At 47.8% G+C, this 22,711-nt stretch carries 20 protein-coding genes; 17 read left to right on the top strand and 3 right to left on the bottom strand.

Translation table 11 applies throughout. The features are described from left to right. The first annotated feature begins 36 nt into the window (after positions 1-36). From ACYVI9_RS01475 to ACYVI9_RS01455, 5 genes are all read left to right on the top strand, one after another. Positions 37-1,119 (top strand): hypothetical protein, encoded by a 1,083-nt coding sequence (locus tag ACYVI9_RS01475; protein WP_460759679.1) that lies wholly within the window; start codon positions 37-39, stop codon positions 1,117-1,119. 424 nt (positions 1,120-1,543) lie between these two features. Then, positions 1,544-2,020, top strand: coding sequence for a DinB family protein (locus tag ACYVI9_RS01470; RefSeq protein ID WP_460759676.1), 477 nt, complete (start codon positions 1,544-1,546; stop codon positions 2,018-2,020). A gap of 61 nt (positions 2,021-2,081) precedes the next feature. After that, the gene (dinB, locus tag ACYVI9_RS01465) at positions 2,082-3,245 is read left to right on the top strand and encodes a DNA polymerase IV (protein ID WP_460759674.1); all 1,164 of its coding nucleotides are present in this window, start codon (positions 2,082-2,084) and stop codon (positions 3,243-3,245) included. 92 nt (positions 3,246-3,337) lie between these two features. Then, entirely contained in the window at positions 3,338-4,525 is a 1,188-nt protein-coding gene (gene kbl / locus ACYVI9_RS01460; RefSeq protein WP_460759671.1) for a glycine C-acetyltransferase, read from the top strand. 93 nt (positions 4,526-4,618) lie between these two features. After that, the gene (locus ACYVI9_RS01455; protein ID WP_460759669.1) at positions 4,619-5,509 is read left to right on the top strand and encodes a hypothetical protein; all 891 of its coding nucleotides are present in this window, start codon (positions 4,619-4,621) and stop codon (positions 5,507-5,509) included. Between the two features lie 238 nt (positions 5,510-5,747). Here ACYVI9_RS01455 and ACYVI9_RS01450 read toward each other — a convergent pair whose 3' ends face one another. After that, positions 5,748-7,475 carry a M14 family metallopeptidase gene (locus ACYVI9_RS01450; protein ID WP_460759666.1) on the bottom strand — a complete coding sequence of 576 codons (1,728 nt, stop codon included), beginning with the start codon at positions 7,473-7,475 and terminating at the stop codon, positions 5,748-5,750. A 166-nt stretch (positions 7,476-7,641) separates the two neighbouring features. Here ACYVI9_RS01450 and ACYVI9_RS01445 point away from each other — a divergent pair, with 166 nt between their 5' ends. The 9 genes from ACYVI9_RS01445 to acpS all read left to right on the top strand — a co-directional run bounded on the left by ACYVI9_RS01445 (position 7,642) and on the right by acpS (position 14,976). Further along, a complete protein-coding gene (locus ACYVI9_RS01445; protein ID WP_460759664.1) occupies positions 7,642-8,394 on the top strand; it encodes an isoprenyl transferase in 753 nt (250 codons plus the stop codon). Positions 8,395-8,597: 203 nt separating this feature from the next. Next, positions 8,598-11,336 carry a BamA/OMP85 family outer membrane protein gene (locus ACYVI9_RS01440; protein WP_460759661.1) on the top strand — a complete coding sequence of 913 codons (2,739 nt, stop codon included), beginning with the start codon at positions 8,598-8,600 and terminating at the stop codon, positions 11,334-11,336. Positions 11,337-11,401: 65 nt separating this feature from the next. After that, entirely contained in the window at positions 11,402-11,914 is a 513-nt protein-coding gene (locus ACYVI9_RS01435; RefSeq protein WP_460759659.1) for an OmpH/Skp family outer membrane protein, read from the top strand. Positions 11,915-12,077: 163 nt separating this feature from the next. Then, a complete protein-coding gene (locus tag ACYVI9_RS01430; protein WP_460759656.1) occupies positions 12,078-12,641 on the top strand; it encodes an OmpH/Skp family outer membrane protein in 564 nt (187 codons plus the stop codon). Positions 12,642-12,721: 80 nt separating this feature from the next. After that, the gene (murI, locus tag ACYVI9_RS01425; RefSeq protein WP_460759654.1) at positions 12,722-13,543 is read left to right on the top strand and encodes a glutamate racemase; all 822 of its coding nucleotides are present in this window, start codon (positions 12,722-12,724) and stop codon (positions 13,541-13,543) included. A gap of 157 nt (positions 13,544-13,700) precedes the next feature. After that, on the top strand, positions 13,701-13,856 hold the full coding sequence (rpmH, locus tag ACYVI9_RS01420; protein WP_214448476.1) for a 50S ribosomal protein L34: 156 nt from the start codon (positions 13,701-13,703) through the stop codon (positions 13,854-13,856). Positions 13,857-13,970: 114 nt separating this feature from the next. Then, positions 13,971-14,369, top strand: a complete 399-nt coding sequence (rnpA, locus tag ACYVI9_RS01415) for a ribonuclease P protein component (RefSeq protein ID WP_460759651.1) — start codon at positions 13,971-13,973, stop codon at positions 14,367-14,369. Beyond that, positions 14,344-14,574, top strand: a complete 231-nt coding sequence (yidD, locus tag ACYVI9_RS01410) for a membrane protein insertion efficiency factor YidD (protein ID WP_460759649.1) — start codon at positions 14,344-14,346, stop codon at positions 14,572-14,574. The genes rnpA and yidD overlap by 26 nt, the downstream gene beginning before the upstream one ends. Positions 14,575-14,601: 27 nt before the next feature. Then, positions 14,602-14,976, top strand: coding sequence for a holo-ACP synthase (gene acpS, locus ACYVI9_RS01405; RefSeq protein ID WP_460759646.1), 375 nt, complete (start codon positions 14,602-14,604; stop codon positions 14,974-14,976). 59 nt (positions 14,977-15,035) lie between these two features. Here acpS and ACYVI9_RS01400 read toward each other — a convergent pair whose 3' ends face one another. Continuing rightward, the gene (locus ACYVI9_RS01400) at positions 15,036-16,010 is read right to left on the bottom strand and encodes a deoxyhypusine synthase family protein (protein ID WP_460759644.1); all 975 of its coding nucleotides are present in this window, start codon (positions 16,008-16,010) and stop codon (positions 15,036-15,038) included. 186 nt (positions 16,011-16,196) lie between these two features. Here ACYVI9_RS01400 and hflX point away from each other — a divergent pair, with 186 nt between their 5' ends. Both hflX and ACYVI9_RS01390 read left to right on the top strand, forming a co-directional pair. Then, positions 16,197-17,384, top strand: a complete 1,188-nt coding sequence (gene hflX / locus ACYVI9_RS01395; protein WP_460759641.1) for a GTPase HflX — start codon at positions 16,197-16,199, stop codon at positions 17,382-17,384. Between the two features lie 602 nt (positions 17,385-17,986). Next, complete coding sequence (locus tag ACYVI9_RS01390) at positions 17,987-18,814, top strand: glycoside hydrolase family 16 protein (protein ID WP_460759638.1); 828 nt, start codon at positions 17,987-17,989, stop codon at positions 18,812-18,814. 163 nt (positions 18,815-18,977) lie between these two features. On the opposite strand, the gene ACYVI9_RS01385 is transcribed toward ACYVI9_RS01390, so the two are convergent. Beyond that, positions 18,978-20,420 carry a S41 family peptidase gene (locus ACYVI9_RS01385; protein WP_460759636.1) on the bottom strand — a complete coding sequence of 481 codons (1,443 nt, stop codon included), beginning with the start codon at positions 20,418-20,420 and terminating at the stop codon, positions 18,978-18,980. Positions 20,421-20,606: 186 nt separating this feature from the next. On the opposite strand from ACYVI9_RS01385, the gene uvrB reads away from it, so the two are divergent. Further along, complete coding sequence (gene uvrB / locus ACYVI9_RS01380; RefSeq protein WP_460759633.1) at positions 20,607-22,643, top strand: excinuclease ABC subunit UvrB; 2,037 nt, start codon at positions 20,607-20,609, stop codon at positions 22,641-22,643. Positions 22,644-22,711 lie beyond the last annotated feature (68 nt).

The raw sequence follows: 22,711 nt of genomic DNA, 5'->3' as shown, positions 1-22,711 counted from the left end.
GGTAAACAAGATTCATTAATTCCTAAAATGCCTGTTATGAAAAAGAGATATTTTACCCTGTCAGTTCTTGCTGTGGCGCTGCTTATTTTCAACGCCTGCCGTAAATCAGAAGCTCCAGTCAATGACTGGAATACAGATGATAAAAATTCTGCTGCTTTGATGGATGCTTTTTTTAAGAAACATGCACCGGAAAATCAGCATTTTACGATTGACGCTGCCGCCGGTGGTATCATTACACTGGCCAGCGGTACGACGATTACTTTTCCAGCCGGCGTATTTACCGATGGTTCCGGCGCACCCGTCACCGGTCCCGTAGATATTTTCGCGAGAGACATTCTGAGCGCCAATAATATGATTCTGGCTGATAAACCCACCCTTACTGATGAAGGCGCCTTTCTGGAGTCTTTTGGTGAAATTTTTGTAGACGCCCGGCAAAACGGTAATGCGCTTAAACTCAACCCGGTCCAGAAGCCGGTCATGGTGCAGGTACCCATTGGCGTCGGTGCTGACGGAAATGCCAGGGAAATACCCATGTGGGACGGAGATACCACCATTACACAAACACTTAGTGGCTATAATCATGAGAATGCTTCGGTAAGCATTACCCAGGAAATTCTGGTCAGAAGGGGTGTAGCCTGGTCACAGATACCCGGATGGGGTGTGAGTGCAGGAGCTACTACCATTTTCCCGCTGGACGCACTTGGTGAATGGCGCAATTGCGACGCCCTATATAGCGATCCCCGTCCCAAAACTACTGTTCTTGGCTATTTTGGAGACAAGTTTAATCCGGAAACCGGTACCAATTACATGGGTCAGGACCCCAGTATGCTGCTTTTCAAAACTGCCGGAACGAATAGTTTGATCAAACTGTATAATACCATTATGCTGCCGGCGGCAGGAAAAGAAGGATTCCTCAGCTATCAGAATACCATCCCGATTGGTCAGGAAGGAACTTTTCTGGCCATCAGCGCCCGAAACGGAAAGTTCTATGCAGAGATGCGGGATGTTACTATTGGGACTCCGGATTCCGGAAAGGACTATGTGGCATTCAGTTTTAACCTGGCGGAAGTTTCTGAATCCCAGTTATTGAATTTAATTAACCAGATGAGCACCAAATAATCTGTATCCTTGAAAATCACCGAAGCAGGGTTGTTCACGCAATCCTGTTTTCGTTTTTAGCAGGTCTTAAAAAAGTCCCTAACAGAAAAAAGGTCCTTCCGTAGAAACGGACTGACCTCTAACGATTGCTTGCCATATGAAAAATCTTAAAAAAATCTAGTTGTTGCTCACTGTTCCTGTTCCGCTAAATAACCCCTTTGTGTTATTGTTACACAAAGATAGTTGGCTTTCCAGCCTGCATAAAACCAAGTATTGATGTATTTCACCTTATTCAGCGGTGTAAATATTTGTTAAGAAGCCCGTCACCATTGTGTTTCGGCGGATTTATGGTTTGACGTCCAGCATATTTTTCCACAAAAAGTAAATTCTGCCTGCTTTAACCGCCTCAGGCCGCCTGAAGCCGCTACTTTTGTTAAAAAACCCCATGAATAACAAACTACAAAGGGAGCTGGCAGCGCATCTGATCGCTGTCCATCGGGGCGGGAACTGGACAGATGTCAACATTACGGATACCCTGTCAGGTGTTGATTTTCAGACGGCGCAACAGGTTACCCCGCTGTCACCCAACAGTATTGCCATGATTTTACACCATATCAGCTTCTGGAACCGGGTGATTGTGCAAAGGGCCCAGGGAACAGCGCCAGAAATAGATGCCCGCAACGGAATGTTACATCCTCCTCTAAAGGCAGAAGCGGACTGGCGGGAATTGAAAACCGACAACCTGCATTCTGCTGAGGAACTGGCGCAGGCGATAGAAGGTTATGATACGGGTAATTTATACAGTCCGATCCTTCCGGGACATAGTAGCGCTTTTAATAATTTCTGTGGTCAGGTGGAACATGTTCATTATCATTTGGGTCAGATATTGATGCTGCAAAAGTACCTGGCTGCTCAGGCCTGAATGCACGGTCTTCTATCCTGACAGGTATAACCTGCTTCGATAAAAAAATTAACTTTGAACGGTGAATGACCCCAAGCGATATATCGCCCATTTTGATCTGGATTCCTTCTTTGTTTCAGTGGAATTGCTGTTACGGCCGGAACTCAAAGGCCTTCCGGTAGTGGTTGGCGGGACATCTGGGAGGGGGGTTGTATCAACCTGCAGTTATGAAGCCAGGGCTTTCGGGGTTCATTCAGCGATGCCGATGGCGACGGCAATTAAATTGTGCCCGCAGGCAGTGGTATTGAAGGGCCACTATGATCAATATGCGCATTATTCCAGGAAAGTAACTGATATTATTGCCGCCAAAGTGCCTTTATTTCAGAAGGCTTCTATCGATGAATTTTATTGTGATTTAACCGGCATGGACCGGTTCTTTGATGTAGTGACTTATGTGCGGCAACTGCGGGAATACATTATCCGCGAAACCGGCCTGCCGATTTCCTGTGGCCTGTCGTCAGCTAAATTTATCAGCAAGATGGCAACCAATGAAGCCAAACCCAATGGGTTTCTGCAGGTACCCCATGGTCGGGAACAGGCTTTCTTATGGCCGCTGGGTATTGAGAAGATCAATGGCATAGGCCGGCAAACGGAAGCCAGGCTCCGTGCCATGGGCCTGCATATGATTCAGGATATTGCCCTTGCGCCGGTGGAACTGCTCGAACATAAACTGGGTAAATGGGGCAGGGAACTCTGGCAAAAAGCACATGGCGAAGGTTCGGCGGAGCTCCAGACTGAATGGCAACAGAAATCGATGAGCCGGGAGACTACTTTTCCGACCAATCAGACAGATATGGACTATTTACACAGTCAGCTGATCCGGCTCACAGAGAAAAATGCTTATGACCTCCGCCAGGACGATAAACATACCGGTTGTCTGACCGTCAAACTTCGCTACAGCGATTTTGAAACGACGAGCCGCCAGGAATCCATTCCCTTTACTTCGCTGGATGATGACTTAATAGGGAAAGCAAAGGAAATATTTAATCAGATGTACCAGCGGGGCAGGCCGGTACGATTGATCGGCGTCCGGTTCAGCCGGCTGGCAGATAGCGGCATGCAGATGGATTTGTTTCATGCCCAGGAAGAGAAACTGAAACTGTATAAGGCCATTGACGGGATCAAAAACAGATTCGGAGATCAGACCGTAACCAAGGCAGTCACCCGGACAATGCGGAAGGATTAAAATGGGAAATTCGTGCAACCGTTTGCTCCGGGCCAGAACCGCCTCTTTAACCTAAAAATCTTTTTATTTGTAAAAATAATAGCATAGTTATCATGAATGAAACCTTTACCCAGCGAATAGCAACGGAGATCGAAGAGATTAAAAATTCGGGACTGTATAAAACGGAGCGCATCATCACCAGCCCTCAGGGTGCTGAGATTCAGGTAGGCGGACGAACAGTACTGAATTTCTGTGCCAATAATTATCTGGGTTTGTCCGCACACCCGGAAGTGATTCGTGCTGCTCATGCAGCGATCGATTCTCATGGTTACGGCATGAGCAGCGTAAGGTTTATTTGTGGAACCCAGGATATACATAAAACCCTGGAACAGAAAATTTCTGCATTTCTGGGGACCGAGGATACCATTCTGTATGCGGCAGCCTTTGATGCCAACGGTGGCGTTTTTGAACCGTTATTTAACGACCAGGACGCAATTATTTCGGATGCGCTGAACCATGCCAGTATTATTGACGGTGTCAGGCTCTGCAAAGCCCAGCGGTTTCGGTATCAGCATAATGACATGCAGGACCTGGAAGCAAAACTTCAGGAAGCGGCCGGATGCCGCAGCCGCATTATTGTGACCGACGGTTCATTCAGTATGGATGGTACGATAGCGCAATTGGATAAGATCGTGGCCCTGGCCGAAAAATATGATGCCGTGATTATGATCGATGAATGCCATTCCACCGGATTCCTGGGCAAGACAGGAAGGGGTACCCATGAATATCGTGGCGTTGTTGGAAAGATTGATATCATCACCGGCACATTGGGTAAGGCCCTGGGTGGTGCATCCGGCGGATTTACTTCCGGCCGCAAAGAAATCATTGATATGCTGCGTCAGAAATCCCGGCCTTATTTGTTCAGTAATACCCTGGCGCCTTCTATTGTGGGGGGCTCCATCGCTGTGCTGGATATGCTGAGCGCGTCAACTGCACTCCGGGATAAACTCGCGTTTAATACACGCTATTTCCGGGAAAAAATGACCGCTGCCGGATTTGATATCAAGGAAGGCGAACATCCGATTGTGCCGATCATGCTTTATGATGCGGTGCTGGCGGCGGACTTTGCTGCCAAATTGCTGGAGGAAGGTGTCTATGTCATTGGGTTTTTCTTTCCTGTGGTACCTAAGGGTCAGGCAAGAATCCGTGTACAGCTCAGCGCTGCTCATGAACAACAACACCTGGATAAAGCCATTGCTGCATTTACCCGGGTTGGCCGGGAATTGGGCGTGCTGAAATAAACCGAATAATGGAAAAGTTTTAGTTTTAAAGTCCTGAAGGAGGAATAAACCTTTCGGGACTTTAATTTAATGCACCGTTTCTTAAAATACAGAATGCCAGGGCTGGTGTGGCTGCTGGCTCCGCTGATCGGACAGGGACAGCAAATCCCACCCCTGCCCCAAAATCCTTCGCCGATGCAGGAACACCTGCGCCGCCATCAACGTATCGAAATGGATACCGGCAGGGGGATCAGCATACCGATGGAAGGGTTCGCCGGTGCCCGGATCATGATCTACCTGCCCCGGCATTTCCGGGTCCGCCGAAAAGCTGATCTCCTGGTGCATTTTCACGGAGGATTTTTGCCCGTTGCTTATGCCGCTGAAAAATACAAGGGCAACCTGATCGGGGTTTCGGTGCAATTGGGAACGGGCTCGGGGGTTTACAGCCGCGCTTTTGCTACTGACAGCATATTCGCAGCCCTGGAATCCCGGTTATGGCAAATGGTCGCGGAGCGACTCGGTCGCCGTCCGGTAAAAGGGCGTTTGCTGTTCAGTGGCTTTAGTGCCGGTTACGGCGCCGTCCGCAGCCTGCTACGCCAGCCCGGGATTTTTCAGCGGGTAGACGGGGTCCTGTTACTGGATGGACTCCACGCCTCCTATATGCCCGAGAACCGTCTGCTGGCCGCGGGAGGAAAAATAGACAGTATGGCCATGCAGCCCTTTGTAGATTATGCCCGGGCGTCAGTTTGGGGGAATAAACACTTTCTGTTTACCCACTCGGCTATTTTCCCAGGCACCTTCGTAAGTACTACTGAAGCAGCAGACTATTTGCTGCAAAAACTCAATATTCGTGCCCGCCCGGTATTGGAATGGGGCCCCGGGGGCATGCAGCAACTAAGCCGCGCCAGTGCGGGTCATTTTCAGATTCTGGGATTTGCGGGCAATACGGCGCCGGACCATGTCGATCATTTTCATGGGTTGTATTATTTTTTGAATCATTTATAAACCGTGCCGTAAAACCCAAAAGTTTTTAGCTTTTGGGATCTAAGGCACAAAATTGTTTTCTTGTATAATATAGTACAATTGTAACATCAGTATAAGATGTAAAAACCTCGTAAGGGACTTGCGCGTATACGTGTGGAGCGATCGTAAGACTTCTAACTCCTCGGAGCAGTAAGCAAATCGCTGTGAAGCACGAAGTACATTGGTCTTTAGCCAATGGGTAGTTCACAGCTCCTGGCAATCAGGGTATGCGGTAAACCGGATATTCCAGATATGCCGGCTCGATGAAGGGTGAGTGCCGAAAAACAAATCGTAATTGGGAAGCACCATCTTTTGCAAAACTGCTGTCCCTACGTCGCCTTTCTTCCAGTTGTTGTCGGATATCAGGGTGGTCCTGTAGGTAAGTTGCCGCAATGGGTTCAAAGGCATAATCTGAAAAGCCTTCTTTTTGCTGTAGGATGGCATCAAAAAAGTTCCACCGAAAATAGCTGTCTTCTGCAGCGGGTTCCAGGGTGGCCATCAAATAGCGATTGGCCGGCTGATCCATCGGTATATACCAGTCTCCTTTTCGGAACCTGACCAGACGATGGCTGGTGCGGGTCTGAAGGTCCCGGTGCAGAAAATGTCCTTCATAAGGACGCGCTGCTGCGCTCCAGGATTCAATATGGCAGATTTCAACCTGTATCAGGCTGTCCTGTTCTAAGGGAAACATCCGTATTTTATTAGCCCGCAGCCTTTCGGTGAGTTTCCACCAACCCTGAGGAATCAGATAGGCTGAAGGTCTTTTGGCTGAGTCGATGGACTGGTAATGATCGTAAAAGGGTATTGCCCGGGTATAGGGTCGGGTCCGGTCATAGTAAAGTCGGGGTTGGCCTGATACCTCACTTTTGCGATATTCAGATTGGTAGCCCCTGAACTGTATGGTACTGTACCTGCTGCTGTCCAGTTGCCAGTTGAGCGGGAAATAGGCCTGCTGCCGGCTGGCTGCGATGGCTTCGGTGCGCAGTCGCTGTATGGTTTTGTAATTAATAGCCGCAAATTCCATCATCGATACCATCATCGCATAGGTCGACTGCACACGTTGGGTATAAGGCTTCAACATATGGGTCTCCGTCATAAATCCGAAGCTATGCCATAAAGCAGCATATCCGGTGCTGTACCGGGGTGCGTCCCAAAAGCCCTGCCATCCCTGTTCTACTTTCTGCCGGTGATCAAAGTTGACATAGGGCACCAGATCATAGCCCTTCTGTTGCATCAGTTGGTATAAGGCCGGTTCCATGACCTCATGCAGGTACTGACCCATTGCGCCACCCAGTTTCTGGTATTGTGTGGTGAGCAGGGTCATCACATGCTGGTAATCGGCACCATTGCTGACATGATTATCCACAAAAAGTTCCGGATCCACCGCATGAAAGATTTCAGCAAAAGACAGCGCGTTTCTGGAATCCGCCTTAATAAAGTCCCGGTTCAGGTCCAGATTCTGGCCATTACCCCGGAAACCGAAAGCTTCGGGTCCATTCTGGTCGACCCTGAAATTTTCCGATCGATTCAGACTACCGCCGATATTGTATACCGGAATGATGGCCAGCTGTAACTGGTCCGGCAACGGAATCTTACCATTGGCAATATCCCTGGCCAATAGCATGCTGGCATCAATGCCATCTGGTTCTCCTGGATGTATGCCATTATTAATCAGCAGCACCAGCTGGCCCTCATTTTTCAGTTGATGGGGATTTTTTACCTGTTGGTTGGAAATAATAACCAGATGCAGGGGTTTACCTGCATCGGTCGGCCCCATTTTAAAAACCCTGATTTTTTCACTGGCTTGATCTGCCTGTTGCCACCAGTGGACAATTTCACGGTAGGTCGCTGTTTGCCGGCCGGCTGATTGTTCAAAAACGGTTGCAGGCAACTGACTTAGCAGATGCAGGGGCAGCAGCAGCAATAGGAAAAGCAATGCTCGGGCCATAATATCTTTTTAGCCCTGAAATTAAGCCATGTCCGCTTAAATGGACGGCGAAAGCTCAAAAAACGACCAGTCGTCGTCTTTTCGCTGCGCGCCTGACAGTGGCCCGGCGGTTTTTTATTCGCTACTTTGTCCATATTATTTATTTTTGTCACCGCTTCTGAACAATATGGCATCCTTAACAGATCAAATCGATAAAGGTAAATTACCAAAGCATGTGGCCATCATTATGGACGGCAACGGTCGTTGGGCACAGGAACAGGGGGAGGACCGTCTATTTGGTCATTACCATGGTGTAGAAAGTGTAAGGGATATTGTGGAGGGGGCCGCGGAACTGGGTATTCAATACCTGACACTGTATGCTTTCAGCACGGAAAACTGGGACCGGCCCGAATATGAAGTGGTTGGCCTGATGGAACTGCTGGTCTCTACCATCCGTAAGGAAGTGGAAACCCTGCATAAAAACCGGATCAAACTGCATGTTATCGGAGATATGAGCATGCTGCCGGCTTATGCCCGGCAGGAACTACAGGAGGCGCTGGAAATTACTGCCGCCAATACCGGACTAAATCTGATTATGGCATTGAGCTACAGCGGCCGCTGGGAATTACTGAATGCGGTTAAGAATATCGCCCATGAAGTTCGTGAGAACCGGCTTCAGGTGGAAGAAATCGATCAGGAAGTGCTGCAGAAATACTTGTGCACCAGTGATTTTCCTGATCCCGAGCTCATGATCCGTACGAGTGGGGAATACCGGATCAGTAATTTTTTGTTGTATCAACTGGCTTATGCTGAACTCTATTTTACCGACGTGCGTTGGCCGGAGTTCCGTAAAGACAACCTGTATAAAGCACTGATCGACTATCAGCATCGTGAAAGGCGTTTTGGTAAAACCTCCAAACAGATCAACCAGGGCTCGTGAACAAACAGTTGCTGTTCAGCTTGTTTTGGATCCGCTTTGGCTGAAATATAACGTTTATCAGGATGCTTTTAACATTCAGTTTCCATTTTTTACCTTTAATTTGCCGCCGCAATAGGAAAGAGTGTCTACCGAATAGTGATTTAAAAATTAACTTCCTGCTTTTTGCAAAAACTTAAATTGATTACCGATATTTAAACCCGAATATGCAGTTTTTCTTATCCCGGTTTTGTGTTTTAATGGTCCTGACCACCACAGTGAATGCGGTATGTGCCCAAACAGATACAATTCCGGTAACATCGGTAGATCCTCAATTGTCAGAATGGTTGAATTCCAGACAGCAACGTGAGTATGTCATTGAGCAGGTCACTGTCAAAGGCGCTTCCTACCTGGACTCGACCATCGTACTTTCAGTAGCCGGACTTCAGAAAGGTCAACGTTTTACCTATCCGGGAACGGATTTGTTTTCCCGGGCGATCAATAACCTCTGGCGTCAGAAGCTGGTAGCGGATGTAAAAGTGTATGTTACCCGGGTGAACGGCGATAAAATCAGCCTGGAGCTGGAAGTGACAGAAAGGCCGAAGCTGGGCGACTTTAAATTTGAAGGTGCCCGGAAGACAGAACAGGAAGAGTTGATTAAGAAAACGGGTATTGCCAAACAAACGACCATTCTTTCAGAAAATACCCGCCGCAATATAATTGACCTGACGGAGGCTTATTATGAAGAAAAGGGTTTTTATGATGTCAAAGTTGACCTGATTGAAAAGCCGGATCCCATTTTGAAGAACTCCAATGCCCTGACCATAAAGATCAATAAGGGAAAGAAAGTTAAGATAGACGAGATTAATTTCTTTGGAAATAAGCAAATAAGCAGCCTGAGACTGAAGAAGAAGATGAAGGGGACCAAGGAAATGACCAAGATGACGCTCTATCCGTCCAGGTATATCAGTACCTATGGGCCTATCGACCGGTATGATTTCGGGGAATATATGAATGATTGGGGCTTTCTTTCCGGGACCAAATCACTGGAAGTGCTGGATCCTTATTTCCGGTTTAAATTTTTCTCTTCCTCTAAGTTCAATCGTAAAAAATACAATGAGGACAAGGAGAAAGTGCTGAGTTATTTCAACGCCCGCGGCTATCGGGATGCACAGATACTTGCCGACACTCAGGTGGTGCAGAATAATAAGATGTATATTGACATCAAGGTAAAGGAAGGACAGCAATATTATTTCGGTAAAACAAGCTGGAAGGGAAATTCTGTTTTCAGCGATACCCTGCTGAATCAAATCCTGAGCATTCACGAAGGCGATACCTATGATGCCGGCATCCTGAACAAGGCCCTGGGATTGGAACCCAGCCAGGATGCACAGGATATTCAGACGGCTTACCGGGATAAGGGGTACCTGTTTATTCAGGTCGTACCGGTGGAAACCGCGATCCATGGAGATACCATCGATCATGAAATCAGAATCATTGAAGGACCGCAGGCGCGGATCAAGAACATCAATATTCGCGGTAATGACCGCACAAAGGACCATGTAATACGGCGGGAAATGCGGACCATGCCCGGCGCCCTGTACAGCCAGAGCGATCTGATGCGTACCGTGCGGGAACTCAATGCCCTGAATTATTTTGAGCAGGAATCCATCAGTCCGCAACCGATGCCCAATCAGAATGACGGTACGGTGGACATCAACTGGAATCTGAAGGAAAAGTCTTCCGATCAGCTCGAACTTTCGGCTGGATGGGGTGGTGGCATCGGCCTGACCGGTACCCTGGGGGTGACATTTAACAACTTCTCCATCCGCAATATCTGGAAAAAGGAAGCCTGGGATCCATTGCCGGTGGGGGATGGACAGAAACTGAGCCTGCGGGTGCAGTCCAATGGTCGGTTGTTCCGCTCCTATAATGCGACCTTTACTGAACCCTGGCTCGGCGGTAAAAAACGTAATTCACTCACGATCTCCTATAATAATAGTAAGTATAATTCGACGCTCGGCTACGATTATACCAATAACCGGTACCGGTATTCCAAGGATACTTCCTTGACGGTAAACGGCTTTTCAATCGGGCTGGGTAAACGCCTGAACTGGCCGGATGACTACTTTACGTTGATGTATACGGCCTCCTTTACCCGGTATAAGGTCAAGAACATGGGTTATAATTATGGATTGCCCTTCAATAATGGTATCTCCAATAACCTGAGTTTCAAGCTGGCCCTGCAGCGGTCTTCGGTATTTGATCCGATATTCCCCCGCAGTGGTAGTGAGATCATGGCCAGTGTGCAGTTCACACCGCCTTATTCACTGCTGGGCGCCGAGATTAATTCTGAAAACCGGTTTAAATACGTTGAATACCATAAATGGCGTTTTGGCGCCCAGTGGTATGTACCCCTCGGACGGGGCAAGGGTGAGAACAAAGACCGGCAGTTTGTCCTGAAATTTGCCGCTAAATATGGTTTTATCGGCCGGTATAATTCCGAATTGGACTATTCTCCTTTCGAACGATTCCAGTTGGGTGATGCAGGTATGAACCAGACTTTCTCACTGACAGGTTTTGATATCATTGCCCAGCGGGGTTATCCAATCTACAATACTTCAGATCCGACCATCAATCCAGAAAATGTCTCGAACAATGATTTCAGTAATTTCTTCATCATGTTCAATAAGTACCAGGCGGAACTGCGTTATCCGTTGGTAACCAACCCCAGCAGTACCATATTTGGTCTGGCCTTTTTTGAAGCTGCCAACGGTTGGAGAGATTACCGCGATTATAATCCGTTTAAATTGCGCCGTAGTGTCGGTCTGGGTGCCCGGTTCTACCTGCCGATGTTTGGATTACTTGGATTCGATTATGGGGTGGGTCTGGACAGACTGCAACCCGGACAGGGACTTAAAAATGCCGGTAAATTTACCTTTATGCTGGGCTTTGAACCGGAATAAAGGTGCCGTTTAAGCAACTTCGACAGGCGCATATACGTCAATTGCTAAACTTAATATTTAAGAATATGAGAAAGTTATTTGTGTTACTACTGGGACTGGTTCTGGCAAATCTCTCTGTACAGGCACAGAAATATGCCATCGTGGATACCCGTTATGTTTTCGAAAAAATGCCGGAATACGCAGAAATTCAGAAAAAAGTAGATGCCCAGGCAGCTACCTGGCAAAAGGAAATCGATACCAAGCAGGCGACCCTGGACCGGACTTATGCGGATTATGAGGCACAGGAGTCGATGATGAACGATAATATGAAACAGGAAAAAGAGGATGAACTCTTTAGAATGGAAAAAGAACTCATGGTACTTCAGAAAAAGCGATTTGGATTTGAAGGGGACTTGTATAAGAAAAGAATGGAGCTGATGGAGCCCCTGCAGACCCGGGTAGCCGATGCTGTAAAACGGCTGGTAGCTGCCAATGGATACGATCTCGTTTTGGATAAAAGTGAAGGGAAAACCATTATATTTGCCGACCCAAAGCTGGACAAAAGCGAGGAACTTTTGAAAGAGCTCAGGTTAAAATAAACTGAAAATAAAGCGAATAGAAAAATTAAAGCCGTGGCGCATACCACAGTCTTTGGTTTCAAAATTAAAAAAAAACTGAAGTAACAGATGCAGGAGGGAGGCCGCAGGAAAAATAAAGTGGCTGGTCGAAATGCATCTTTCAATTAAAAACGAAAAAAATCAGATGAAACAAGTTAAATTTATTGTGATTGCATTGGGTCTGGTTATTGCCGGCGGTCTGAGCGCTGGTGCCCAGAAAATCGGTTACGTGAACGTAGATGCCCTGGTCTACAATCTGCCTGAAGCGCAGAAGACCCAGCAGGAATTTCAACAATGGCAACAGGATTCCGTCGGTGGTACCTATACCAAACTGATGAATGAATATCAGGAAAAAGACAGCCTGCATAAGGCAGCGACCAACGCCTCTGTAAAAAGCGCCCTGGAAAATGACTTAAACCGCCTGGGCCAGATTCTCGGTACCTGGGAGCAAAGAGCGCAGGAAGTATCGCAGGCCAAGCGAGGCCAGCTTTTTGGGCCCCTGTATAAAAAAGTAATGGACGCCATTAATGCCTATGCCAAAGAGAAGGGTTATACCCATGTACTGGATCAGCAGGTGGTCGTAGTTGCACCTCCCGGCGATATCCTCAATATTCCGATCGCACAGAAACTGGGTATTAAGGTCGATGCTGAAGGCAATGTCACACCGCCGGCCGGTGCGACCGCACCCGCAGCGGGCGGCGCCAAATAAGCCAGTAATCGGGAACAAAAAAATTAAACCGTCTGTATGCAGACGGTTTTTTATTTTTGGACCATAAGACCTGCTCCATTATGGATAAAGCCCCGATAGGTGTATTTGATTCCGGTTACGGCGGTTTAACCGTTTTAAAGGAAATGGTCCGGAGACTACCGGACTATGACTATCTCTACCTGGGCGATAATGCCCGGGCGCCTTACGGGACCCGGAGTTTTGAGACGGTTTATCAATACAGTCTGGAAGCCGTCCAATGGTTCTTTTCAAGGGGCTGCCGGCTGGTGATCCTGGCCTGTAATACAGCCTCCGCCAAGGCATTGCGCAGCATCCAGCAACTGGACCTGCCCCGAATCGCCCCGGACAGAAGAGTATTGGGTGTAATCCGGCCTACCACCGAGGTCATTGGCGCTCATACCCAGACCCGGCAGGTGGGCATCCTCGCTACCCGGGGAACCGTCAGTTCCGCTTCCTATCCCATAGAAATTGAAAAATTTTTTCCGGATCTAACCGTCTTTCAGCAGGCCTGCCCGATGTGGGTACCTATTATTGAAAACAATGAGATGGATAATCCGGGTACGCCGCATTTTATAAAGGAATACCTCAACCGGCTGTTTCATGAGGGTAAAAATATTGATCTGGTCCTGATGGCCTGCACCCATTACCCGCTCCTGGCGGATCAGATCCGGGAATACCTGCCGGTAGATGTACAGCTGATGGGGCAGGGAGCACTCGTGGCCAACAGCCTGGCAGCTTATCTGGAACGGCATCCCGAAATTCAGGAGAATTGCAGTCAAAATGGTGATTTGCAATTCTTTACGACAGATTCAGTCGAGGATTTCAATGAAAAGGGGAGTCTTTTTTTCGGGGCACCCATACAAAGTCAGTTTACCGCTTTATAGGATGATGCGATTTTTTAATCGCAGGCTTCGCCAGGTCCGGGCTTTTCCTTACCTTTGCCGTCCTTTCACAACCAGGAAATGTGGTGATTTCCTGTGATAAGTAACCCGGGCATGTTCTCCCATGCTGCATCTTTTAAAAGTGAAAATAATTTAGAATATGAAACGTACTTTTCAACCACACCGGCGCCGTCGTAAAACAGTCCATGGATTTCGTAAACGCATGCAGACTGCTAATGGTCGTAAGGTATTGGCCAGTCGCCGTGCCAAAGGACGCAAAAAACTTACAGTTTCTGACGAAAGCAGATTGAAGTAAGCCGCCCGGCGGTCAGAAAATATGGATAGCTCCTTAAAGGGAGCTATTTTTGTTTTACGGAGTCCCCTGGCTGTCCAAAGCAGGCAAGGATCCGTGAAAAAACACAAGATACGGATGAAAACTTATGGGCTTCCCCCTTCCAGGAGACTGAAAAGCAGCAAGCAACTGCAGGCTGTTTTTGACAGCGGAAAACGCTTCAGGGGAAAATCTGTTCGCTTGATATTTCTTAATGATACGGGGAATGCAGGCCTGAAATTTGGTGTCGGCGTCAGTAGCCGGAATTTCAAAAGGGCCGTGGACCGCAACCGGATCAAAAGAATATTACGAGAAATTTGTCGGTTGCAGCAGGAACCCCTGCGGAACTGGACCGAAGCGCATCATTGCAGTCTGGCAGTTTTCTTATTATATACCGGCCGGGAGCTTCCGGACTATAGCCTATTGTATCAGGACAGCCGCCAATTGTTTCTAAAATTATTAGCCACCCTGGATGCAACAATTACTGAAAATACTTAGCTGGCCCTTTATCCTGTTGATAAAGATCTACCAGTGGGTAATATCTCCCTGGCTGGGACCCAAATGCCGGTATACGCCTACCTGTTCGCAATATGCCTTACTGGCATTCAGGAAATACGGCCTGTTTAAAGGGTTCTGGCTGGCCCTGAAAAGAATTTCCCGCTGCCATCCCTGGGGCGGCAGTGGCTATGATCCTGTTCCCTGAGTACCGGGAACTTCAAAAATAAACCTTATGGTAACTGGAATCGGACTGGACGTCATCGAAGTGACAAGGGTACAGGAAAAAATAGAAAAAGAGCAGGGCTTTCGGGAGTTGGTCTTCCATCCGGTGGAGATTGCCTATTGCGAGCCCAAGACCCATAAATTTGAACATTATAGTGCCAGATTTGCCGCCAAGGAGGCTTTCTTTAAAGCCCTGGGTACCGGTTGGGCCAAGGGCACTGCCTATCATGAGATCATCATCAGTGGAGATGATAACGGCAAGCCGGAGCTCAGCCTGGCCGGAGACACCGCAGCCACGCTGAGCCATCTGGACCTATCCAAAATTAAACTGTCTCTAAGTCATTTGAAAGGCATCGCCGCGGCCGTGGTCATCATCGAGGATTAAAAACAAAAAACCGCAGTGCGGATCATCAGCAACTGCGGTCTTCTGTAATCTATTTTGAACTACCAGCCCAGGATCCAGGCAAAGATCAGGGGCGCAACAATGGTCGCATCACTTTCTACAATGAACTTAGGGGTTTGGATATCCAGTTTCCCCCAGGTAATTTTTTCATTGGGTACCGCACCACTATAAGAACCGTAGGAGGTAGTACTGTCGCTGATCTGGCAGAAATAGCTCCAGAAAGGAACATCATGCCATTCCAGATCCTGGTACATCATCGGGACCACACAGATCGGAAAATCTCCGGCAATGCCGCCCCCGATCTGGAAGAAGCCAACACCTTTTCCACCGCTGTTATTGCGGTACCAATCTGTCAGCCAGACCATGTACTCGATCCCGCTTTTCACGGTACTGGCCTGAAGTTCGCCCTTGATCACGTAACTGGCAAAGATATTACCCGTGGTGCTGTCTTCCCAGCCCGGACATATAATTGGCAGGTTTTTTTCTGCTGCCGCCAGGATCCAGCTGTCTTTGGGATCAATTTCATAATACTGTTCCAGTTCACCGCTGCGCACGGTCTTGTAGAGAAATTCATGGGGAAAATAACGCTCACCGGCCGCTTCTGCCTGCTGCCACTGTTTTACCAGATGCTGTTGCAGGCGGCGGAAGGCCTCTTCCTCCGGAATGCAGGTATCGGTAACCCGGTTGTAATGATTTTCCAGGAGATCCCATTCCTGCTGCGGTGTCAGGTCCCGGTATTCGGGTACTCTTTTATAATGAGAATGGGCTACCAGGTTCATAACATCTTCTTCCAGATTGGCACCGGTGCAGCTGATGATATGAATTTTGTCCTGACGGATCATCTCCGCCAGTGAGATACCCAGTTCTGCCGTACTCATCGCTCCGGCCAGGGTGACCATCATTTTACCACCTTCCAGTAAATGGGTCTCATAACCTTTGGCGGCGTCCATCAGGGCTGCCGCATTAAAATGCCGGTAATGATGGCTGATAAAATTTGAAACAGGTCCTTTGTTCATGATTGCGTATAATTTTAATGATCCTTCAAATGAATAAGCCTCGGGAGGCCCGGGCAAAAATACAGCAAACCGGCCAACTCGAAGGGGCTTAGCGGCGGTCGATGGATTTTGTCGTGGGGCTCTTCTGCCGGCTACAGGACCAGGACAATCGGTCAATTGAATCTTTCCTACCTTTGTCGGTTCAATATGATAGAAAAGAAGAAGCAAACTAAGGTTGCGGAGCATGCCGTCATCGTGGGTCTGGTTCAGCAGCAGCAGACCGAGCGACAGGTGAACGATTACCTGGACGAACTGGCCTTTCTGGCAGAAACGGCCGGTGCGGTAACCCGCAAGCGTTTTATTCAAAAATTACAGCATCCGGATTCCCGAACATTTGTCGGTAAGGGCAAGCTGGAAGAAATTCGGCAGTATGTGATTGCTCACGATATCCATCTGGTGATTTTTGATGATGAACTCAGCGGGGCGCAGATCAATAATATTCAGAAAGAATTGAAAATAAAAGTTATCGATCGCTCGGACCTGATCCTGGATATATTCGCCCATCGCGCTAAAACAGCACAGGCACGGACACAGGTGGAGCTGGCACAATACCAGTATATCCTGCCCCGGCTGCGGGGTATGTGGAGCCACCTGGAACGCCAGGGCGGTGGAATTGGTTCCCGGGGTCCGGGTGAAACCGAAATTGAAACCGATCGGCGGATTATCCGTGACAAGATCAGTTTACTGCGTAAAAAACTCGCCGAGATCGATAAACAGTCCTTTACCCAGCGCAAAGAAAGGGGAGAATTTATCCGGGTCGCTCTGGTGGGTTATACCAACGTGGGCAAAAGCACGATCATGAACCTGCTGAGCAAGCGGGATGTATTCGCAGAAAACAAATTATTTGCCACACTGGACACGACTACCAGCAAGGTGGTGTATGAGCAAACGCCCTTTTTGTTGAGCGACACGGTGGGCTTTATCCGAAAACTGCCCCACCATCTGGTAGAAAGCTTTAAAAGTACGCTGGATGAAGTTCGGGAAGCCGATATCCTGTTGCATGTGGTGGACATTTCCCATCCCAATTATGAGGACCAGCTAGCGGTGGTGAATAAAACCCTTGAGGAGCTGAAAGTGATTGACAAGCCGGTCATCACGATTTTCAACAAGATGGATTTATATGAGCAGCAGACTTTTGACGAATGGCTTGCTGATGAGACCAAGGAAGAGATACTGCGGGATCTGTATGATCGCTGGTACCGTGATTTGAATGGTAATGTAGTATTTGTGTCGGCATTGGCGCGCAGCAATGTAGACGGCCTCAGAGAAATTATCCTGCAAAAGGTTAAAGAGCTCTACGCCATTCGTTACCCCTACAAGACCATGTTTTATTGAGCAGGATTTTTAAGTGATTTCCGTCTGCTGAAGCGATGCACTGACAGGTTTTCAGATCAGTTGTCTCTGTATTCTTGCCAGTAGGTATTCTCTTTCCTGATCCCGGAAAGGGGCATTAGATTTTTTATACTGCTGCTGCTTTCCTTGTTATAAAGAATGGTTGTATTTTCGGATATATTGGATAGGGGGCGATCCCATAACGTTTCTTGAATTGTTCCCTGAAATACCTGAAATTATGGATGCGCACCGCATAAGTGAGATCATTGATATTGGTAGTAAACCGCATCAGCACATGCTTTCTTAGACGGACCGTATAAAGACATTGGCCGATCAGCCGGATACCTGTTTCCTGCCAACGAATAAATGCATTCTTCCGGAGTCGCCCTAATGGTTTTTTGATACTTCTAAGAATTATTTAATGCCGATTCCGCAATCGATCAGTGGTTAGAAGCCCGAACTGGATCAGCATCCAAATGATCCGCAATAATAAGCAGGATTATTGAAGACGGATCAGGATCAGATTTGACGGATATCGAATGGAGCGTCGGTGGGTAACAGCACCGACAGGCGCTGGTACTTTTGAACGCTTAAAAACAAATCTAATGAACAAGTTTTTTTATCTGCTGGTGGTATTGACGGCCTGCCAGTCCACAGGTCAACAGCGTTCTGAACCGGCTGAAAGTGATTACGCGCTGGTTTGGGCGGATGAATTTAATCATGACGGCCCTCCGGATAGTACGAACTGGAGTTATGAGCTGGGTTTTGTTCGAAATGAAGAGGAGCAGTGGTACCAGCCGGAGAACGCTTACTGTAAAGATGGCTACCTGGTTCTGGAAGCCCGGCGGGAATCAAAACCAAATCCGAATTTTGTCGCCGGCAGCCGGGATTGGCGTACCAACCGAAAGGACATTCGGTATACTTCTGCGAGTATCATCACCCGGGGAAAACAGCAATGGTTGTACGGACGATTTGAAATGCGGGGCAGGATCGACGTCAGTACAGGTATGTGGCCGGCCTGGTGGATGCTTGGAGTGGAGAAAGACTGGCCTTCCAATGGAGAAATAGATATCATGGAATTTTATCGGGATAGCCTGCTGGCTAATATTGCTATCGGTACGGACGAGCGCTATAAGGCATTTTGGTTTAGTAAGAAACGGCCGGTCGATGCCAAATGGGCCGCGGAATTTCATGTGTGGCGGATGGATTGGGACGCTTCAGCCATTGCTATTTATGTAGACGACGAATTATTGATCCGCGAACCGATGGAAAATCTGGTGAATAAGGATGGCAGCGAATTTCATCCTTTCAAACAACCGCAGTATATGCTTTTTGATTTTGCTTTGGGCGGCATGAATGGAGGAGATCCGTCGGGTACGGAATTACCGAAAAAGCTAGAAGTGGATTATGTCCGGGTCTATCAGAAAAAATAGACCGGTTCAGCCAAAATACCGCGGGCTTAGATTTTCAGATGGTTTCCGGGAACTGTGATCTGCAGCAGTATTTCCGGCGTCTCCTACTTATCATTGAGGGGCTGTATTATAAAAATGCGATGCTGCATGGTCGCCGGTTACGATTATTTTGACGGCATGACAGCTATCGGGAAAGGGCACCCGTATCCAGGTCTTTTTTCTCTAGAAAATTTTTATAGCGTTTGCCAAAGTCAGGTTTGATATCCGGATGGACTGTTCCCTCTTTATTAAAGTTGTAAAAATTCCTGTCAAGGTCTATCAGCATTAACGGAACCTGCACGAGTAAGCCGGAATGGGGTAATTCATACATAAGTATATGCCCTGCGGTCAAATGCCGAATGTTACCGCCCGCCGGGCTCCCATAAATGATGCCCCTATTATGCTGACGGAATAAAGCTGCAAAATAGACAGCTGCAGAAAAGCTGCCGCCGTTCATCAGTAATGATGCTTTGCCCTTGTAAGGATGTGTAGGTTTAGGTATTTCAAAAACAAGATGTTGGCATGCAAAGGTTTTTTGACCCTGGAAACCATCGTAGAGTCGGTACAGTTTTTTTCGTGCATCGGAGCCATTCAGTACCCGTTGCAAGTCAATCTGTTTTAGATGATGAAGGGGTATCTTTTTGACCGGAGGCATTTTTAAATCAAAAGACTGTTTCAGGATGGTATCGCCCAAATAGGAAAAAAGCAATGCCGCTAAGTCCATAAGCCCACCACCATTATCCCGGATATCCAGTATCAGCTCCTTCGGATTTTTATCATTGACATCTGCAAACAGGCTATCCAGTCTCGATCTGAATTTTTCTTTCGCAGCAATCGTATCGGAAGATTCCCCGGTAAAACGACTAATTCTCAGGTAATAGGTTTGAGTCTGCTGCTCATATCTTGCAGTTAGGGGTGGGGAGGGATGGTCCCTGGACAGCGGGTAAATTTCCTGCTGTCGCATCTGGAGCCATTGCGTTAAGTTCAGGCTTTTAACTGCTGCCGTTTGAATTATTTCCGGCGCTCCGGGACTGCGATACCGGATATTGAATACATACGATGCCCCCCATTTTAAGTAGTACAGTACGGGAAAGGATCTGAATAAGTGGTGCTCCCGAAAATGTCGCATGGTCTGGCTGCCGATTAATGTGTCCAGAATGGAGGATGCCGCCCGGCCGTTAATGTTTTCAATTATGCTTCCAAAAGGAATTTCTGTACCTTCTGCATTAACCAGGAGATGTCCGTCCAGTGCGTAAACAGGCAAAGGGAAATATCCAGGACCCGTTGGATAGGCTTCATCCTTGAGAATAATTCCTGCGTGATCATCATAATGAACAGCCAGATCGGATTTGGAAATTAATCTAAGCAGGTCGATGGCAGTACCTTCTTTCATTGGACGACGGGCCACCAGGCTGTCCCATTTCTCCAAAAATCTGTTTCTTTCTGATTGACTTGCAGCGGGGTAAGTGTGTAAAATGATATGCTGTAAGATTTTCAGATCATCGGATAGTTGTTTTGGGGAATAGATGGGCTGGCCATTCAGTGAACCGCAGAAAAGCAAGAGCAGGAATCCGGAAACTAATTTCATGAACTATTTAAAATGGGAATGGAAAATAAACTATTTCCTGCAAATGCGTTAAGCTCCGTTTCAGGTATCCCGGCACCGAGTTCAGTTTTAACAGGCGTTTCCGGGCCTGGTTAGTTTAGCATCGCGTGTTTTCACCGTCTTGGGTTAATCTTTTAACTTTGGAATTCATATTTTAAAAAATAGATTTTGTCTTTTAAACTTCATAGTCCATTTCCGCCCGCCGGGGACCAGCCGGCGGCCATTGCCCAACTGACAGAAGGTGTCCTAGCCGGTGAAAAGTATCAGACCCTGCTTGGCGTGACGGGTAGTGGTAAGACCTATACCATGGCGCATGTGATTCAGAATACCCAGCGCCCCACGCTGATCATCACCCATAATAAAACCCTGGTAGCCCAACTATACGGAGAATTTCGGCAGTTTTTTCCGGAGAATGCGGTAGAATATTTTGTCTCCTATTATGATTATTACCAGCCGGAAGCCTATCTGCCTGTAAGTGATACCTATATTGAGAAAGATTTGGCCATAAACGAAGAACTGGACAAGCTCCGGCTGCGTACCATTACCAGCCTGCTCAGCGGGCGCCGGGATATTATTGTGGTCGCTTCGGTCAGTTGTATCTATGGTGCCGGTAATCCGGCGGACTATGAAAACAGCATTATCCGTATCAATCGGGGTCAGACCATTTCCCGCCAGGCTTTATTGCATGGGTTGGTAAATTCTCTTTACTCCCGGAGTACGGAAGAATTTAGCCGGGGCAGTTTTCGCGTTAAAGGTGACACGGTAGACATCAACCTGCCTTATGTCGATTACGGCTACAGGATCAGTTTTTTTGGCGATGAAATTGAAGAAATTGAAACCATTGAAATAACCAGTGGTAAGCGGATCAGTCCGCTGGAGCATGTAGCTATTTTCCCTGCCAATCTGTATGTGGCACCCAAGGACATGCTACAGCAGGTGATTCATGAAATACAGGATGAACTGCAGGCACAGGTCGAATATTTCAGCAGCAATCAGAAATTGATCGAAGCTCAGAGAATTAAAGAACGGGTGGAATTCGATATGGAAATGATTCGCGAGTTGGGCTATTGTAATGGCATTGAAAATTATTCCCGTTTTTTTGATCGTCGCAGTCCCGGTACCCGACCTTTCTGTTTGTTGGATTATTTTCCCAAAGACTTTCTGATGATGGTGGACGAAAGTCACCAGACCATGCCACAGGTCAGCGGTATGTATGGCGGTGACCGGAGTCGAAAATTGATCCTGGTAGATTATGGCTTCCGGCTGCCTTCAGCGCTGGACAACAGGCCCCTGAATTTTCATGAGTTTGAGAGCCTGCAGAACCAGGTGATTTATGTGTCGGCAACACCGGATGCCTATGAGTTGGAGAAAACAGGTGGTGTCATTGTAGAGCAGGTCGTCCGGCCCACGGGCTTGCTGGATCCGCCGATCGAAGTGAGGCCCAGCGTCAACCAGATCGATGACCTGTTGGATGAGATTGATAAAAGGGTGAAGAAAGGGGATCGGGTGCTGGTTACCACGCTCACCAAACGTATGGCCGAAGAAATGGACAAATACCTGCACCGCATCGATATTAAATCCAAATACATACATAGTGAAGTGGATACCCTCGACCGGGTTGAGATCCTGCGACAACTCCGTCTCGGTGAGATCGACGTGTTGGTGGGCGTTAATTTATTGCGGGAAGGCCTGGATCTGCCGGAAGTGAGCCTGGTAGCGATCCTGGATGCCGATAAGGAAGGTTTTCTGCGAAATGAAAAATCACTGACCCAGACCGCCGGCAGGGCGGCCCGGAATGTGGACGGCCTGGTTATCTTCTATGCCGACAGCATGACGGGCAGCATGCAACGTACCATCGATGAAACCCATCGGCGCCGGGAAAAGCAGATGGCTTATAATCTCGAACATCATATTACACCAAGGACGATTATAAAGTCCAAGGAAGATGTCTTTAAACAGACCAGCGTTCTGGAAATAAAAGGATTTGACGAAAAGGATCCTCAGGCGATTGCATTCAGTGCGGATCCGGTGCCCCTGGCCGGCGAAGAGGAACTGGTGTATTCCACCATTCCTCAGTTGGAAAAAGCGATATCCCGAACAAAGAAGGAAATGGAGAAAGCGGCCCGGGATCTGGATTTTATGGAAGCCGCCAGGTTAAGAGACGAGATGTTCCGGTTGCAGAAAGATTTGGAAGCCATGAAGTAACAGCCTGGCAGGTGTTTGCCGCAACAGCGGCACCGGCTTGTAATTTCTTGGTAAATTTATCAAATAAG

The organism is Niabella terrae, from assembly GCF_054783135.1.
This window is presented reverse-complemented; position numbering and strand designations above follow the sequence as displayed.

What these genes read in the sequence shown, in the direction of transcription:
- ACYVI9_RS01475 (WP_460759679.1), top strand. Translation starts at nt 37, where the DNA reads ATGAAAAAGAGATATTTTACCCTGTCAGTTCTTGCTGTGGCGCTGCTT.
- ACYVI9_RS01470 (WP_460759676.1), top strand. Translation starts at nt 1,544, where the DNA reads ATGAATAACAAACTACAAAGGGAGCTGGCAGCGCATCTGATCGCTGTC.
- kbl (WP_460759671.1), top strand. Translation starts at nt 3,338, where the DNA reads ATGAATGAAACCTTTACCCAGCGAATAGCAACGGAGATCGAAGAGATT.
- ACYVI9_RS01455 (WP_460759669.1), top strand. Translation starts at nt 4,619, where the DNA reads ATGCCAGGGCTGGTGTGGCTGCTGGCTCCGCTGATCGGACAGGGACAG.
- ACYVI9_RS01450 (WP_460759666.1), bottom strand. Translation starts at nt 7,475, where the DNA reads ATGGCCCGAGCATTGCTTTTCCTATTGCTGCTGCTGCCCCTGCATCTG.
- ACYVI9_RS01445 (WP_460759664.1), top strand. Translation starts at nt 7,642, where the DNA reads ATGGCATCCTTAACAGATCAAATCGATAAAGGTAAATTACCAAAGCAT.
- ACYVI9_RS01440 (WP_460759661.1), top strand. Translation starts at nt 8,598, where the DNA reads ATGCAGTTTTTCTTATCCCGGTTTTGTGTTTTAATGGTCCTGACCACC.
- ACYVI9_RS01435 (WP_460759659.1), top strand. Translation starts at nt 11,402, where the DNA reads ATGAGAAAGTTATTTGTGTTACTACTGGGACTGGTTCTGGCAAATCTC.
- ACYVI9_RS01430 (WP_460759656.1), top strand. Translation starts at nt 12,078, where the DNA reads ATGAAACAAGTTAAATTTATTGTGATTGCATTGGGTCTGGTTATTGCC.
- murI (WP_460759654.1), top strand. Translation starts at nt 12,722, where the DNA reads ATGGATAAAGCCCCGATAGGTGTATTTGATTCCGGTTACGGCGGTTTA.
- rpmH (WP_214448476.1), top strand. Translation starts at nt 13,701, where the DNA reads ATGAAACGTACTTTTCAACCACACCGGCGCCGTCGTAAAACAGTCCAT.
- rnpA (WP_460759651.1), top strand. Translation starts at nt 13,971, where the DNA reads ATGAAAACTTATGGGCTTCCCCCTTCCAGGAGACTGAAAAGCAGCAAG.
- yidD (WP_460759649.1), top strand. Translation starts at nt 14,344, where the DNA reads ATGCAACAATTACTGAAAATACTTAGCTGGCCCTTTATCCTGTTGATA.
- acpS (WP_460759646.1), top strand. Translation starts at nt 14,602, where the DNA reads ATGGTAACTGGAATCGGACTGGACGTCATCGAAGTGACAAGGGTACAG.
- ACYVI9_RS01400 (WP_460759644.1), bottom strand. Translation starts at nt 16,010, where the DNA reads ATGAACAAAGGACCTGTTTCAAATTTTATCAGCCATCATTACCGGCAT.
- hflX (WP_460759641.1), top strand. Translation starts at nt 16,197, where the DNA reads ATGATAGAAAAGAAGAAGCAAACTAAGGTTGCGGAGCATGCCGTCATC.
- ACYVI9_RS01390 (WP_460759638.1), top strand. Translation starts at nt 17,987, where the DNA reads ATGAACAAGTTTTTTTATCTGCTGGTGGTATTGACGGCCTGCCAGTCC.
- ACYVI9_RS01385 (WP_460759636.1), bottom strand. Translation starts at nt 20,420, where the DNA reads ATGAAATTAGTTTCCGGATTCCTGCTCTTGCTTTTCTGCGGTTCACTG.